Here is a 14,115-nt window from a genome sequence, read left to right as displayed (position 1 = left end):
GAACTTGAAGCAGAGAACAATTTAGGCATTACCTGTCTATTGGGCTCCACAAGATTTCTCGAAACACCTTTAGGGATGCCAATTCCAGAAGGGCATATGAGGAAGAAGGTGACGAATAGATGAGACGAAGGAAAGTATTGAGCAGGCGCAAAAAAACCGGTCCTGTTTTAGGCCTCTTTTTCTAAAAAGAGGCCTAAAACAGGACCGGCATGATTAGTAAGAAAGGCTTACGTCAGTTTCAGATTTCTTACTTCAACTTGAAGATATCGTCTTTCAGGTTCTTATTGATTTCAACGCTGGTCACGGTAGAGGAGATTACCTGGCTGCCTACGTGTAGGTCAATCTGGTGCGGGAATTTAATGCCGTTTACCTCGCGGTAGTTTTTCAGGTCAATGGTTTGGGTGGCGGTACCTATGCTGGTTTGCTCAGTGGCTACCTCGCGCACCTTCAGGCCAGTCTCCTTGTCAAAGTAGTGGAAGGATTTCTTGCCGCTAGGCATGGTCAGTTCCAGCTTGTAGGCTTCGCGGCCGTCTACTTTTTCTACTTGGTTTAGGGCCATTTTCACGCCCAGTTGGTCGTACTTCAGGAAACTGAACATCCAGCTTTCCAGCTTTTGGTCTAGTAACTCACCACCTTGCAGTTCTTTCACCTGGCCTTGCGAAGTCATGGTGCCTTTGTTGCCGTTGATCACCACGCGGTTCACCTCGTTTTCCCCGAAGCTTACCGTCATGTGCGATTTGTCTACGCCTTTCTGCTGCTGCACAATGGCTAGCTGCGCGCCCGGCATGTTCATGGTACGCTTGATGGTAAGGTCCCGCACGTTTTCCACGTTGGCCTTTCCGCCCAGGGCATTGATATAGGCCGCCAACACGCTTTGCACGGTAGCTCCCGCGGGCAGAGAGGCCATAGGGGCTTCCGTCTGCTCCCCGAAGGCGTTGAAATAGGCAATAGGCTGGCTTGGGTTAAATGGCTTCAGCTTGTCTGCTACTTCGCGGGCGTTGCCTACCACCACCAGGTGCGCTTTGTCGGGCTGCAGGTATTGCTGCGCCACGCGTTGAATATGTGCGGGAGTTACCGCGGCCACATTCTTGAGGTAGTTGGCATAATAGTCCTGGGGCAGGTTGTAGCGGGCGGTGTTAATGGCGAACATGGCCACTGTCAGTGGGTTCTCCAGAGACCGGGCAAAAGAGCCGGTCATCATGTTTTTTACTTTCTGCAGTTCGTCATTGGACACCGGCTCCTGGCGCAGGCGCTTCATTTCATACATGATCTGCGCGAAGGCACTGTCTGTAACCGGGTTACGCACGCTGGCAAACGCCCTGAAACGGCCTGCCACACGGTCATTGATTAAAGTGGAGTTGGAACCATACGTATAGGCGTGCTTCTCGCGCAGATTGGCATCCAGGCGTGCGAAGGAGCCACCCAGAATATTGTTCATCAAGCTGGCGGCAATGGCGTCTGGGCTACCGGGTTTCAGGTCTACCGCGTAGGCCACTGAGATAGCCGACTGCACCGAGTTGGGCCGGTCTACAATAGAAACTTTATTGCCCGTTAAAGGCGCCGGAGCGGCAAAGGCCGTCTGGCTTACCTCGGCTTTCTTCCATTTCCCAAAATACTGCTTCACCAGCTTCTTGGCATCTTTCACGTCCACGTCGCCCACAATGGCCAGATAACTAATGTTGGGCCGGAAGTACTTGCTGTGATATTGCTGCACATCGGCTAAAGAAATGGCTTCTACGGTTTTCTCAGTGATGGTTTCTCCGTAAGGATGGTTTTTCCCGAACAGCAGGGTTTGCTGCACGTTGTTCTCAATGGTAGCCGGGTCATCTTTGGAAGAGGCCAGGTTAGAGAGCATTTGTTTCTTGAACTTGTCCAGCTCTTCCTGGTTGAACTTCGGGTTCAAAACCACATCAGCGCTTAGCTCCAACAGCTTAGGAAAGTGCTTTTTAAGGCCCGAAGCCGAGAAACCAGTGGAAGAGGTATTCAAAGAAGCGCCAATAAAGTCAATCTCTTCGTCCAGCTGGTCATTGGTGCGCGAGGTGGTGCCACTGCGCATAAGGTAACCAGCCGCCGAGGTAAGGCCGGCTTTGTCGCCTTCCAGCAGCGGGGCGCGGTCCAGGACCAGATTCATGGCTACGGTAGGCAGACTGTGGTTCTCCACCACATACACCTTTAGCCCGTTAGAAAGCGTGAAAGACTCAACTTTACCAACCTCTATTACCGGGGCCGGACCAGCGGCCGGTGGCGTTTGCTTAGAGGTTTGGGCCATACTTACGCCACCCAAAGAGGTAGTGAGGGCCAGAAAGAAAACGGAAATATATTTTTTCATGGAAATCTAAAGTAAGAGAGCGAAGAACCGGTACTTATCTGGCTTGGGCAGCCTTGGGCAGGTAATGCAACACGGCCCGGTTTTCTTTGGTAAAATACTGCTTGGCCACCCGCGTCAGGTCATCTTTGGTCACGGCCAGGAACTTGTCCAGTTCGGTGTTGATAAGGTTGGTGTTGCCGTACAAGGCATGGTAAGACGCCAGTTTCTCGGTGCGGCCCTCCAAGGTGGAAAGTCCGTTGATATAGTCAGTCTCTACCTTGTTGCGCAGTTTCTGGAACTCAGCGTCTGAGATAGTCTCATTCTTTACCCGCTCAATTTCGGCATCCATGGCGCGTTCCAGGTCATGCACGTCTACGCCCATGTTGGCCACTGCCAGGTTGATGAACAGCCCCGGGGCTTCTAAAGACAACGGAATTGAAGCTACGGTCACGGCTTTCTGCTGCTTGTCTACCAGCGCTTTGTTCAGGCGTGAACTCTGCCCACCCGACAATAAGGTAGTGAGCATGCTGATGGCATAGGAATCTTCGGTGCCCTGCGCCGGAATATGGTACGCCTGTACCACAGCTGGTAACTGAATATTGTCAAAGACCACTTTACGGCCTTCTTCTATCTGTTTCGGCTCTACCACGCTGGGGCGCGGGATAGGCAAGGTTCCCTTAGGAATACCCCCAAAATACTTCTCTACCCACTGCTTGGTCTGGTTCACGTCCAGATCGCCGGCAATGGTGAGGGTAGCGTTGTTGGGCACGTAGAAGGTCTTGTAGAAATGGTTGAACTCGGCTAGAGAGGCTTTGTCAATGTACTGCGCAGACCCAATAGGCACCCAGCGGTACGGGTACACGTCATACGCCGTCGCGAAGGTGTTTTCCAAGAGCGTGCCGTACGGCTGATTGTCAATGCGCTGCTTTTTCTCTTCTTTCACCACCTGGCGCTGCGTCTCTACGCCCTGCTGGTCAATCTTCGCTGATTTCAAACGGTCGGCTTCCATCCAGAGACCCAGGGCCAGTTGGTTAGAGGGCAGAATCTGATAGTAGTAGGTGCGGTCAAAGGAGGTATTGGCGTTCACGGCCCCGCCCGCACTCTGGATCATGTTAATGTACTTGCCGCGCTCTATGTTCTCAGAGCCTTCAAACATCAAGTGCTCAAAGAAGTGGGCGAAACCCGTGCGGTCTGCATTCTCGTTCTTGGAACCCACGTGGTACATCATGGTTACCGCTACCGTGGGCGTGGTTTTGTCCTGGTGCAGGATCACGTGAAGACCGTTGGGCAGGTCATATTCCGTGAAGGCAATCTTGTTGCTCTGCGCAGAGGCCGCTAAGCTGGCACCCAGCAACAGGGTACTCAAAAATCTAAGTTTCATTCAGAAAGCGTTAAAATAATAAGGGTTGTTTGGTCGGTTCGGACGTTTTAAGGCAGTTCGGCAAAAAACGTCCTTAAAATTAAGCCAAATTTTCCTAAAACCCCTGTATTGCCCTGATTGCCTCTCTATTAGCTTCATATTTTTTTATTTTTGGATTAAACCTTTGTTAAAAATTGATCTCTAACCCAAACTAAAACGCTAAACCAAACAGTATGAAAACTTTACAAAGATTAGCCAAAGCCGCTACCCTGTGTGTGGCTTTAATGGCTGGAACATCAGCCTTCGCCCAAGAGCGCCCTACCGGCCCAGGACAAGGCGGTCAAAGAGCAACTCCGGCAGAACGCGCCGAAATGCAAGTAAAACGCTACGAGAAGCAACTTGACCTAACACCAGAGCAAGCCACCAAAATCAGAACCATTGTCTTGGCCTCCGTACAGGAAGGTGAAAAACTTCGCACTCCCGGCCAGAGACCAGACCGCGAAGCCATGCAGGCCCTTGCCCAAAAGCGTTCTGAGGAAATCAAAGCGGTATTGACTCCTGCCCAGCAAGAGAAATTTGCCCAGGCCCTGGCCCAGCAGATGGAAAGAGGCAACCAAGGACGCGGACAGGGACAAGGTGCCCAGGCACAAGGACAAGGCCAACAAGTTCAGCCGCAAGGAACCCAAGACCAAGGTCAAAAGGAAACCCCAGCCAAGAAAGCCGGCAAAGGCAAAAAAGGAGCCGATACCCAAGGCACTAACTAAGAGTTTTCCTTTTCAGGAAAGGCATGAAGCCGGAGCAATTGCTTCGGCTTTTTTGTGGGTTCTGGTGGCATGTGGAGAAGCACTTTTTGGGCCTGTTTTTGGAAAATCGGGCTGGAAACAAAACAGCTGCGCTGAGTCATGAGTCTTGAGTTCTGAGTTGATCTGCAAGAGTGGTCATCCCCCTACCCCCTTCAAAGGGGGACGATATGCGTGCCCTCCTGTGTAAACACCCCCCTTCAGAGCTTCGCTCGCTGCCTCGAACTCTCGTTCGGGCAATCCTCAAGGGGGGAGTCTGCGTTGAATAGGCGGTATTGCGGTTTTTGAAGCAGAATTGAGTTTTAAGCCTGTTTTCGGGAAAACGGGCTTAAAACGCTAACAACCTCTAACACTACTTACCTTCCCACGCATTCCCTCGATTCCAGTCTTTACTCTGAGCGCCTCGCTTGTGGCCCTGCAGTGGCTGGACTAAGGGCAGAAAGCAAAGCGGCCGCAAGGGCAGTGCGAGGGGGGAAAGACGGGGCCCCGCGGCCGTGAGCGCTCGGAGGGAAACCATGCAACAACCAAGCATAAGGGCTTAAGGCATAGGCTGGACCTACGCCAGCAGCAGGCGGAAAGGCATGCACAAGATCAAATGGAGAAAAAGTCTCAATTGTTAGGCCTATGAACACCAACAAGGACAGAGACTAATAGAACCACAAGGCAAAAACTTCATTCAAAAAGGAAAAGAGCTTCTAATAAGCTCTTTTCCGACCACTACTACCAACAAACGCCCGTTATCTTTTACCTTTGCCCCATAACCCCAGAAAACTTCCTCCTGTTATGAAAGACCTGCTGTCCAAATTTGAGAATAAACGCCCTGAGATTGTGTTTGAGTGGAAAGATGCTGAAACCGAAGCCGAAGGGTGGGTAGTGATCAATTCCTTGCGCGGAGGGGCGGCCGGCGGCGGCACACGCATGCGCAAAGGCTTGGACAAGCGCGAGGTAGAATCGCTGGCGAAAACCATGGAAGTGAAGTTTACCGTTTCGGGTCCGGCTATTGGCGGTGCCAAATCAGGCATCAACTTTGACCCGGCAGACCCCCGCAAGCAAGGCGTGCTGGAGCGCTGGTACCGGGCCGTCTACCCCCTACTCAAAAATTACTATGGCACCGGCGGCGACCTGAACGTGGATGAAATACACGAGGTGATTCCCATCACCGAGGAGTATGGCCTCTGGCACCCCCAGGAAGGCATTGTGAACGGCCACTTTAAAGCCACCGAGCCACAAAAAATCAACAAACTGGGCCAACTGCGCCAAGGCGTGAGCAAAGTACTGGAAGACGTGCACTACTCCCCTTCGCTGGCCCGCAAATACACAGTAGCCGACATGATCACCGGGTACGGCGTAGCCAAGGCGGTGAGCCATTACTATGAAATCTGGGGTGGTCAACTAAAGGGCAAACGGGCGGTAATTCAGGGTTGGGGTAACGTGGGGGCAGCTGCGGCCTATTACCTGGCGGCTGAAGGCGTAAAGATTGTGGGCATCATTGACCGCGCCGGCGGCCTGATCAACCCAGAGGGCTTTACGTTTGAGGAAATATCTAACCTATTCCTGAACCGCCACGGCAACGCCTTAACGGCAGACAACCTTCTTTCTTTTGATGAGGTGAACGCCCGCGTATGGGACTTGGGCTTTGAGGTATTTATTCCGGCGGCGGCGTCCCGTTTGGTATCTCAGGAGCAGGTAGCCCGCATGCAGCAACACGGCCTGGAGGTTATTTCCTGCGGGGCCAACGTGCCGTTCAAAGACCAGGAAATTTTCTTCGGTGCCACCGGCGAGTTCGCAGATCAGCAAGTATCGGTGATCCCCGACTTTGTGGCCAACTGCGGCATGGCCCGCGTGTTTGCCTACCTCATGGAACAGGATGTGGAGATAACGGATGAGGCCATCTTCTCAGATATTTCCCGCACTATTGGTCAGGCACTGGAGAACGCCCATGCCCGGAACCCGCAGAAAACCGAAATTGCCAAAACCTGTTTTGAGATTGCCTTAAGCCAGTTGCTGTAACACTGCAGTTAAGTACGCTATTCTCCCGGACCTGCTTTTGCCTTCGTTTCCTAAAAACAGGGCAAAAGCAGGTCTTTGCTCTTTTTTAGAAATCCCTGCATGCACGGCTAGACAAGATTATCGCCGAAAGTAAATTTCTCTATTACTGCTTCTTAAACCCCACCGCCAACAATTTAGAAACGTCTGGCTCGCTCACCTTCACCTTTAGCACCTGCCCGTTTAAACAGGTACATGCTAAACAGGAGGCACCGTCGTTCTCTCTGGTGACGGAAATTTCCAAAACTGTAAAACCCTGCTTTGAGATGTATTCCTTGGCACAGGCTTTGGCGTCTTGTAAAGGGCAGGGTTCCCAAGGGTCAGCGCACTGGGTTAGTTGGTAGCTGAGCCATTGGCCCATGACTAGTTCGCCCTCTTCCGGAGAGTCGTTGAGAAAGTCGCAGCCCGGCAGGGAAAACACAATTAGCAGGGCAAAAAGCTGGGATAGAACTTTTCGTTTCATAGATTTAACCTTCCATTTACCTCATGACCCTTGCCCGACCGCATTGGTTGCAAGGGGGAAAGACTTTAACAAATGCAGAATCAGCTTTCAGATATTCTCAGGTTTGTTTTCCTAGGCAATACCGTACAGCAATACCTGGTCTTTCTGGGCATCATGCTGTTTGGCTTCCTGTTTAAGACGCTGGTCTCCAAGCTTCTCTCTGAGATTCTATTTGGCGTCATTATCAAGCGTTTCAACAAAGAGGTAACCAAGGATGAATTCAAGCGCCTGCTGGTGACCCCGCTGGAGTTTCTCTCCTTTCTGATATTCCTGTACCTGGCCTTTGATTCCCTCACCTACCCTTCTGAATTGGGCCTGCCCAAAGAAGATGAACTGGGGTTAAAACGCATTCTGCAGCGCATCTACGGCATTTTCCTCATTGTGTCCATCACGTGGGTAACCATGCGGATTGTGGATTTCTTTGGCATGTTCTTCTCTAAGCGGGCGGCCAAGACGCATTCCAAGCTAGATGACCAACTGGTGCCGTTCTTCGTGGATTTCACCAAGGTCATCATTGTGATCATTGGCTTCTTTGTGGTGCTGGGAACAGTGTTCAAGGTGAATGTGGCGGGCTTGGTGGCCGGTCTGGGGGTGGGTGGTTTGGCCATCGCGTTTGCGGCCAAGGAAAGCCTGGAGAACCTGCTGGCCTCCTTTACCATTTTCCTGGATCATCCCTTTGTGGTAGGCGACCTGGTACAAGTGGGGGAGATCACGGGCACGGTAGAGAAGATTGGTTTCCGGAGTACCCGCATCAGAACCATGGAGAAAAGCTATGTGACGCTCCCCAACAAGAGCATGATTGACAAGCCCCTGGATAACCTCACGTTGCGCACATTCCGGCGGGTAAAGTTTGACCTAACGCTTACCTACACCACTACTTCAGAACAGATCAAGGCCATTGTCTCTGATATACAGCACCTCATTGACGAGTACCCCCGCACTAACCAGGACGGCCGCGTCCGGTTTTTTCACCTGGGCCCGCACGCCAAAGAAATCATGGTGCTCTATTTCATTGATACCCTGGATTGGGACCAATACATTGACGTGAAAGAGGAAATCAACTACCGGATTGTAGACATTGTGGAGAAACATGGGTCTTCGTTCGCTTTCCCTACGCAGACGGTTTACATGAGGCGGGAGGAAGAGTAGTTGTTTGAAAATCTGCCGATACACCCTTCTGCCAACTAATTAAATTGCATGAAAGCAGTGAAAAGAATCTTATTGCCGGTAGTACTTTGGGCCATTTCGTTTAGTTCCTTTGGGCAATCTGCAGCGGACTTGAACCGGAAATCTAAAGAGCACCTGGCCAAAAATGATTTCAAGGGGGCCTTACCTTTGCTCAAGAAAGCAGCTGAACTGGGGAACCCTGAAGCGCAGTACAACTATGGCTTTGCCTTTCAACAAGGGCTGGAGGTGGCCCAGAATGACCAGACAGCCAACGAGTGGTTTTTAAAGGCCGCCAACCAAGGCTACAGAGACGCCCAATATAAAATCGCCTACAGTTTCGCCACGGGGCGCGGAATAAAGCAAGACCACCGAAAAGCCTTCAGTTGGTCTTTAAAATGCGCTGAGCTAAAGGATACCGACTGTATGGTCAACGTCATTACGTCTTACTTGCAAGGGTATGGGACAGAGAAAAGCATAGATTCCATGCTAATTTGGGCCCGAAGACTGGGTGCCTTAGAGAACCCAGAGAACCTGGACCAGAGCGCCAACATCACCTCCTCCAGGTTACAGCTGGCCCAGATGTACCAGGCCGGTAAATACGTGCCCAAAAATGCCGTTATCGGCTACACGTGGTTTCTACTGTACAATGAGGGAAAACGAGACTTCTCAGTATTGGAACAGCAAAAGCACTTCAACTTCGGGAAAGAGTTGGAAAAGAACCTTACCCAAGCTCAGAGAGCAACGGCCCAGGCAGAAGCAGAAAAAATAATTGGAAGACCCCTAAAAAACTTGGCCAACTTATACCGTCAGGACATATAGAAAATTCCCGTTTCGGGGCTGTTTTTCAGAAAACAGCCCCGAAACGGGAATCTTAAAAGCTGCTTGAAATCTACCAGCCGGTTCCGCCTCTTCGGCCACCGCCTAGAAGACCGCCCAGCAGGCCACCAAGGCCACCGGAACCCATACCGCCGCCGTAGCCGCTACGGCCACCCAGCCCGCCTAAGATAGAGGCCATAGAGCCCAGGCCGCCTGACCGCCCATTACCAAACATACCGCCTCGGCCACCCATCATACCTCCGCCCATGGCGCCACCTAACAGACCGCCCAGCAGGCCACCCATTCCGCCGCCCATGGAACCCATGCCACCGCCCATCATGCCGCCCATACCGGAGCTTCGGCGGCGGTTCATCATGCCGCTAATCACCATGGGCGCCAAAACACCCAGCATACCGGCCACCATACCCGGCGAGATACCTGCTTTCTTGAACATATCGCCAAAGCCGCTTTTATTGAGGAAAGACTGGGAGGTAGGGTCTTCGCCTTTTTCCTGGGCCTGGTTGGCCGTGTCTACAAACTGGTCCAGAATGCTGAACTGCTTCTGGTCAATGCCCAGGTAGTTGCCCACCTCGGCTATGCGCTTCTGTTCTTCCTGTGAGTACTCGCCGTCAGATTTGGCGAAGCTGATGATATCTGTGATAAAGGAGAACCGCAGCGGGCTGCCCTTGAGCACGTCAAGGCAACGCTGCAGGCTTATCTGCGAGGGGTTCTTGGCAATGGAGATAACTTCTTCCTGCAGGTTCTGGGGGAGTTCGGCGGCCTCGCCTAAAAGGCCCAGAAAGGTGATCTCTTCCTCAGAGACGTGTCCGTCTGCAGAGGCAATAGTGGCCAGGGCACCTAGGTATGCACCTTTTTCCTGATCTGTGTAGTCTTTTAGTAAGGTGGTGGTTTCTTCAGCCATAGTTTCATTGTGTTAGTGTAGAATAACACAAACGAGGTGACTAAAAACGAGTTGGCGTTTTGAGGCTGTTTTTGGAAAAACAGCCTCAAAACGCCAACTCGCCCTACTATTTTTACTTGGTTTTTACCGCTGCCAGAATGCGCTTGAAGAACTCATCACCATTTGTCTGGTGCCAGCGCCACACTACTACTAGGTCATGCTCTGGGTCTACCCAAATAGTGTTGGAACCGGCGCCCAGGGCAGCGTAACTGGTGGCTGGGGCACTGGGCCATTGCTTTTTCTGGGTGTTCAGCCACCAGAGGTAGCCATAATCTGGGCCTACGGGGCCGGGCGTGGTGGCCTGTTTTACCCATTTCTCTGAGACCAGCTGCTTGTCTTTCCAGCGGCCGTTGCGCAGAAACAGGTATCCAAAACGGGCCTCGTCGCGGGTATTGATCCAGAGGCCTCCGCCCCAGCGGGTACCGCCGCTCACGCTGGGCATTTGCTTGCCGTCTACGTCTACATAAGAGTTTTTGTAGGGAAGGTACTGCCAGGTATTAGAAGCGCCTATAGGGTCCATGATCTGTTCTTTGAGCACCTGGGGCAAGGGCTTTTTCCAGAGCCTGAGCAACGAAAGCGATAACCGGTTAATGCGCACATCATTGTACTCATAGAAAGTGCCGGGTTCTTTCAGTTCGCGCGGTTTGCGTTCGCCACTGCCAAATTCCTCTTTGCCCACAAAGGTGTGGCTCTTGCCAAACAGCTCTCCCTCCCACTCGCTGGTCTGTTGGGCGTGGTGGTGCCAGGTTATTTTTCTGTTGTGCTCCGATTCATAGCCGCCATCTTTAATGTAGTTGGCCACAGGGTCATGCACGTCTTTGATCATGCCTTTGTCCAGGGTAATACCCAGAATGGTAGACAAAAAGCTCTTAGCGATGCTGTAGGTGGGGTCTACCGCCTTGGTGTCACCCCATTCGGCTACAATGTACCCGTTCTTCAAGATGATGCCGTTGGTGCTGGCGCGGTCCTTCGGGATGGGACCCAACAACTTCCCGAAGATCTGTTCCTGGTCAGAGAAGTCTTTGGGCCGCTTGGTTTCCTGGGTCTGGGCATAGTCCACCGCCTGGGCCAGCAGCTCGGCATCAAGGCCCACCTGCTCCGGCTTACGGGTTTCCCAGTTATCGCCGGCGCCGGGGTAATAGATTTTGGCAGAGGCATTGCCTGAGGATGTGCCGGTGGGTGTTTGCGGCTGGCATGCCAACAACCCCAGCAGTAACATAGGCGCAAGCCTAAACAGATATCTTTTCATAGTAGTGGGTTTTGGGCCTGTTTTCAGAAAATGGGCTTAAAATGGGAAGCCTTTATAGACGATTAAAAATCAAAATACTCGGTTGAGGGCTTCACCACTTTCTTCTCTTCTTTCTTGCCTCCCTGCTGAATCAACTGTTTCAATTCCTGCTTTTCCTGTTTCAAATCGGCGGCCACCTTGGTTTTTACTTTCTCTTGGTCATAGGCCACCTTAAAGTTTCCTTCGCGGCCTTTAATGGTCAGGAACAGGTTGGGGTTGGGGGCAGTAGACGCGGCCACCACGCCAAAGCGCTCGTCTTTGTCGCGTTTAGTGGGCCCCCGGCCCAGCGGAATGCGCACACGGTAATCCATTACCTGGTCAAAGGTGTGTGTACCCGAGACCGAGATGGAAGAGAGACGAGTAGCGCTGGACTTGATCTCCATTTCGGGAATGTACACCGTGCGGCCCTGGATGTAGAAGTTATTCCTGATCTCAGAGAAACGCAGGTTAGAGAGCTCGCGGCGGTCAATAAAGGCGCTTAGCTTTTGCATGGGCGCAAAGTCCAGCAGCTGGCCGTTGCGCAGATTCATCTTTATTTCAGCCTGCACCAGGTTAGTGAGCGGGGTTAAGGTATGGTCCAGGTAAATGTCAGAATCTATCTGCGCAGACAGGTCGCCGTGCAGGTGGCGCTGCGTGATAAAGGACTGCCCGAAGTTCTCAAACACATAGAAGAGTGTGTCTACTTTTATGTCGGTGAGGGTGGCCGTGGAGCTGATTTTGATGCGCGGGTTTCGGGCATCCATACTGCCCCGCACCTTGAAGCTTCCGCCGGCGGCCTGCAGCGCAAAATTAGGCGTAGAAAGCACCTTGTCTTTTAACCGTATCTGCCCGTGCAGCTGCTTGCCCCTGAACCGCCTGAACTGCACCCGACCTATAGATGCATTTAGGTCCAGTTCCAGCCGGGTGGGCATATTGAAGGCGTAAGAAGACTTGGCGGGCCTTCCGGCTTCTTTTTCTTCTGCGGCGGCTATTTTCTCAGAGGCCGCCAGAATCTGGTCCAGGTTCATAGACCGCGAGGCCACGTCTGCCTCTATGCGCAGGTGTTGCCCTTTCAGGAACGCCCAGGCCAGCACGTTTTTAAAATACCCATTCACCAGGAAATCAGAGTCGCCCATACGGCCAGAGAAGTCTGAAACCGCCACGTCATTCTTCCGGAGAATGAAGGTGCCGTTGAGTCCTCTGAACGCCGTAGGGTTTTTCCTGAACTGCAGGTTTACCTGCCGCAACACGGCTTCCCCATCTGCTTTAATGGCGGCACTGCTGGGGTTGTTTTTAAAGGCGCGCAGGTTACCGGCAAAGGCAAGCTCTACCTGCATGTGTCCGCTGCCGGTCCTGATCTCCGCTACCGGAAAAATACCCAACACATGTGCCACGTCTACATCAGCTTTCAGTTGAACCTGTAGGTGTGGGTCTGCGAAGTTCTTGTACATCACCTGGCCTGAGAAAGGCTTGCCCCGCAGATTGCCCTTGAGGTTGCGCAGCTCCAGCACAGAAGTCTGGCTGCTGTGCTGCACCCCGTTGGTAAACCGCCCTTCCAGCGTCAGGCCTTCTATCTTTTCCTTATAGTCTGGATGGTAAAAGGAAGCGCCCCGCGCCCCAAAGAACACGTCAATAAACGGGCTTTTGCGGGAAGACACCTCTCCTTTCACGGTTCCCTCAAAATAGATGTCGCCGTTGCTGCGGTATTGGGCCAGTTGCCTGGTGAGCCGGGGCGGAAGCAAGGCCAGCATAGACTGCACATCGGTGTTTTTGCCTTTGGCCGTCATGTTAAGCACTGTTTGTTTCCCGTAGCCAATCTCACCGCCCAACTGGTACACGGCTTTGCCTATCTGTAGGTCTGAGGGCTGCACCGAGATCTGCTTGCGCTGGGTATGAATGGCCAACTGACTAGCCACCGTGATTTCCTTTTGTTTCAGGAACTCGCTCCCCTGCACGTTGAGGGTGTGGATAAAGGCATTGCCTTTGGTTTTTATTTTGATGAGCGGTTCGGCTACCTCAAGGGCGGCGGTCAGTGTGTGGGCCTGCACTTCATAGCGCTGTTTGCGGTGCTCATCTGCGTACACCAGGTGCACGCGCTTAAGGCCTATGTGCTGCAGGTCAAAGCTGAGTTTTCCTTCCTGGGTAGTATCTGCCGTCTGGAAGAAAAGGTAATTGACGTCTCCGTTGGGCAGCACGCGCACGTCTACGTTTCCGTCTTGCAGGTGAATTTCCCGTATCTGGTAAGAACCGCCCAGCAGGTCCCAGGGCGCAAAGGTGCTGTAGATTTTCTTCAGCTTGGCCAGCGGGCGGGTGCTGCCGGGCACGGTCTCGGTAATCTCAACGTTGTGCAGGCTAATGGCTATCTGTGGAAACTGCTCCCACCAGGTGACTTCTATCTTCTCTACGGCTACCTTGGTCTTGATATGCTGATTGGCTTCGGCCAGAAACAGCTGGATAATTTTATCCTGGTAGAAGTAAAGTACCCCCACCACCAACGTCATCAACAAAAAAATTCCGGCCACTGCACCCAAGAGGTACCGCACCACCTTTTTTCTTAGCTCCACAAACTTTCTGATTTTCAGGGTTTAAATATATAAAGGCTGCCGCGCCCCTCCAATGGTTAGTTGACGAAGAGAAAATTTTTAATTTTTTTCAGGATGGGATTTGGCAGATAAGAAAACATCCCCCATATTTGCATCATCAAACGGGGACAAAAGGTCGCCAAAACAAAAAGAAGGGGTGTTAGCTCAGCTGGTTCAGAGCATCTGCCTTACAAGCAGAGGGTCGCTGGTTCGAATCCAGCACGCCCCACTTCAAAAGCCTCACCTACCCAGTGAGGCTTTTTTTATTGCCATATTTTGGCAGCCCCCAGCCGGTTGTAGCCTTTT

At 52.3% G+C, this 14,115-nt stretch carries 10 protein-coding genes and 1 tRNA gene; 5 read left to right on the top strand and 6 right to left on the bottom strand.

The window, feature by feature from the left end:
* Positions 1-247: 247 nt before the first annotated feature.
* Positions 248-2,329 carry an insulinase family protein gene (locus tag ACYVJQ_RS18710; protein WP_460894645.1) on the bottom strand — a complete coding sequence of 694 codons (2,082 nt, stop codon included), beginning with the start codon at positions 2,327-2,329 and terminating at the stop codon, positions 248-250.
* A 34-nt stretch (positions 2,330-2,363) separates the two neighbouring features.
* Positions 2,364-3,689: a M16 family metallopeptidase gene (locus tag ACYVJQ_RS18705; RefSeq protein ID WP_460894644.1), complete on the bottom strand. Its 1,326-nt coding sequence runs from the start codon at positions 3,687-3,689 to the stop codon at positions 2,364-2,366.
* Positions 3,690-3,901: 212 nt separating this feature from the next.
* Between ACYVJQ_RS18705 and ACYVJQ_RS18700 the strand changes: the two genes are divergently transcribed.
* Together ACYVJQ_RS18700 and ACYVJQ_RS18695 are read left to right on the top strand one after the other, a co-directional pair.
* Positions 3,902-4,432 carry a hypothetical protein gene (locus tag ACYVJQ_RS18700; protein WP_460894643.1) on the top strand — a complete coding sequence of 177 codons (531 nt, stop codon included), beginning with the start codon at positions 3,902-3,904 and terminating at the stop codon, positions 4,430-4,432.
* An 819-nt stretch (positions 4,433-5,251) separates the two neighbouring features.
* Positions 5,252-6,478 (top strand): Glu/Leu/Phe/Val dehydrogenase dimerization domain-containing protein, encoded by a 1,227-nt coding sequence (locus ACYVJQ_RS18695; protein WP_460894642.1) that lies wholly within the window; start codon positions 5,252-5,254, stop codon positions 6,476-6,478.
* Positions 6,479-6,620: 142 nt separating this feature from the next.
* Here the strand turns inward: ACYVJQ_RS18695 and ACYVJQ_RS18690 are convergent, their stop codons facing one another.
* Positions 6,621-6,977, bottom strand: a complete 357-nt coding sequence (locus tag ACYVJQ_RS18690; RefSeq protein WP_460894641.1) for a hypothetical protein — start codon at positions 6,975-6,977, stop codon at positions 6,621-6,623.
* A 72-nt stretch (positions 6,978-7,049) separates the two neighbouring features.
* Between ACYVJQ_RS18690 and ACYVJQ_RS18685 the strand changes: the two genes are divergently transcribed.
* Positions 7,050-8,165 (top strand): mechanosensitive ion channel family protein, encoded by a 1,116-nt coding sequence (locus ACYVJQ_RS18685; RefSeq protein WP_460894640.1) that lies wholly within the window; start codon positions 7,050-7,052, stop codon positions 8,163-8,165.
* A 57-nt stretch (positions 8,166-8,222) separates the two neighbouring features.
* Positions 8,223-9,002: a tetratricopeptide repeat protein gene (locus tag ACYVJQ_RS18680; RefSeq protein ID WP_460894639.1), complete on the top strand. Its 780-nt coding sequence runs from the start codon at positions 8,223-8,225 to the stop codon at positions 9,000-9,002.
* Positions 9,003-9,072: 70 nt separating this feature from the next.
* Here the strand turns inward: ACYVJQ_RS18680 and ACYVJQ_RS18675 are convergent, their stop codons facing one another.
* The 3 genes from ACYVJQ_RS18675 to ACYVJQ_RS18665 form a co-directional block, all read right to left on the bottom strand.
* Entirely contained in the window at positions 9,073-9,921 is an 849-nt protein-coding gene (locus tag ACYVJQ_RS18675) for a tellurite resistance TerB family protein (protein WP_460894638.1), read from the bottom strand.
* Positions 9,922-10,033: 112 nt separating this feature from the next.
* On the bottom strand, positions 10,034-11,209 hold the full coding sequence (locus ACYVJQ_RS18670; protein ID WP_460894637.1) for a serine hydrolase domain-containing protein: 1,176 nt from the start codon (positions 11,207-11,209) through the stop codon (positions 10,034-10,036).
* A 62-nt stretch (positions 11,210-11,271) separates the two neighbouring features.
* Positions 11,272-13,791 carry an AsmA family protein gene (locus ACYVJQ_RS18665; RefSeq protein WP_460894636.1) on the bottom strand — a complete coding sequence of 840 codons (2,520 nt, stop codon included), beginning with the start codon at positions 13,789-13,791 and terminating at the stop codon, positions 11,272-11,274.
* Between the two features lie 172 nt (positions 13,792-13,963).
* Between ACYVJQ_RS18665 and ACYVJQ_RS18660 the strand changes: the two genes are divergently transcribed.
* Positions 13,964-14,038, top strand: a tRNA-Val gene (locus tag ACYVJQ_RS18660).
* Positions 14,039-14,115: the final 77 nt, after the last annotated feature.

The organism is Rufibacter soli, from assembly GCF_054781795.1.
This window is presented reverse-complemented; position numbering and strand designations above follow the sequence as displayed.

Coding starts and splice junctions, on each gene's coding strand:
- ACYVJQ_RS18670 (WP_460894637.1), bottom strand. CDS start 11,209: ATGAAAAGATATCTGTTTAGGCTTGCGCCTATGTTACTGCTGGGGTTG.
- ACYVJQ_RS18700 (WP_460894643.1), top strand. CDS start 3,902: ATGAAAACTTTACAAAGATTAGCCAAAGCCGCTACCCTGTGTGTGGCT.
- ACYVJQ_RS18695 (WP_460894642.1), top strand. CDS start 5,252: ATGAAAGACCTGCTGTCCAAATTTGAGAATAAACGCCCTGAGATTGTG.
- ACYVJQ_RS18690 (WP_460894641.1), bottom strand. CDS start 6,977: ATGAAACGAAAAGTTCTATCCCAGCTTTTTGCCCTGCTAATTGTGTTT.
- ACYVJQ_RS18705 (WP_460894644.1), bottom strand. CDS start 3,689: ATGAAACTTAGATTTTTGAGTACCCTGTTGCTGGGTGCCAGCTTAGCG.
- ACYVJQ_RS18675 (WP_460894638.1), bottom strand. CDS start 9,921: ATGGCTGAAGAAACCACCACCTTACTAAAAGACTACACAGATCAGGAA.
- ACYVJQ_RS18710 (WP_460894645.1), bottom strand. CDS start 2,329: ATGAAAAAATATATTTCCGTTTTCTTTCTGGCCCTCACTACCTCTTTG.
- ACYVJQ_RS18685 (WP_460894640.1), top strand. CDS start 7,050: ATGCAGAATCAGCTTTCAGATATTCTCAGGTTTGTTTTCCTAGGCAAT.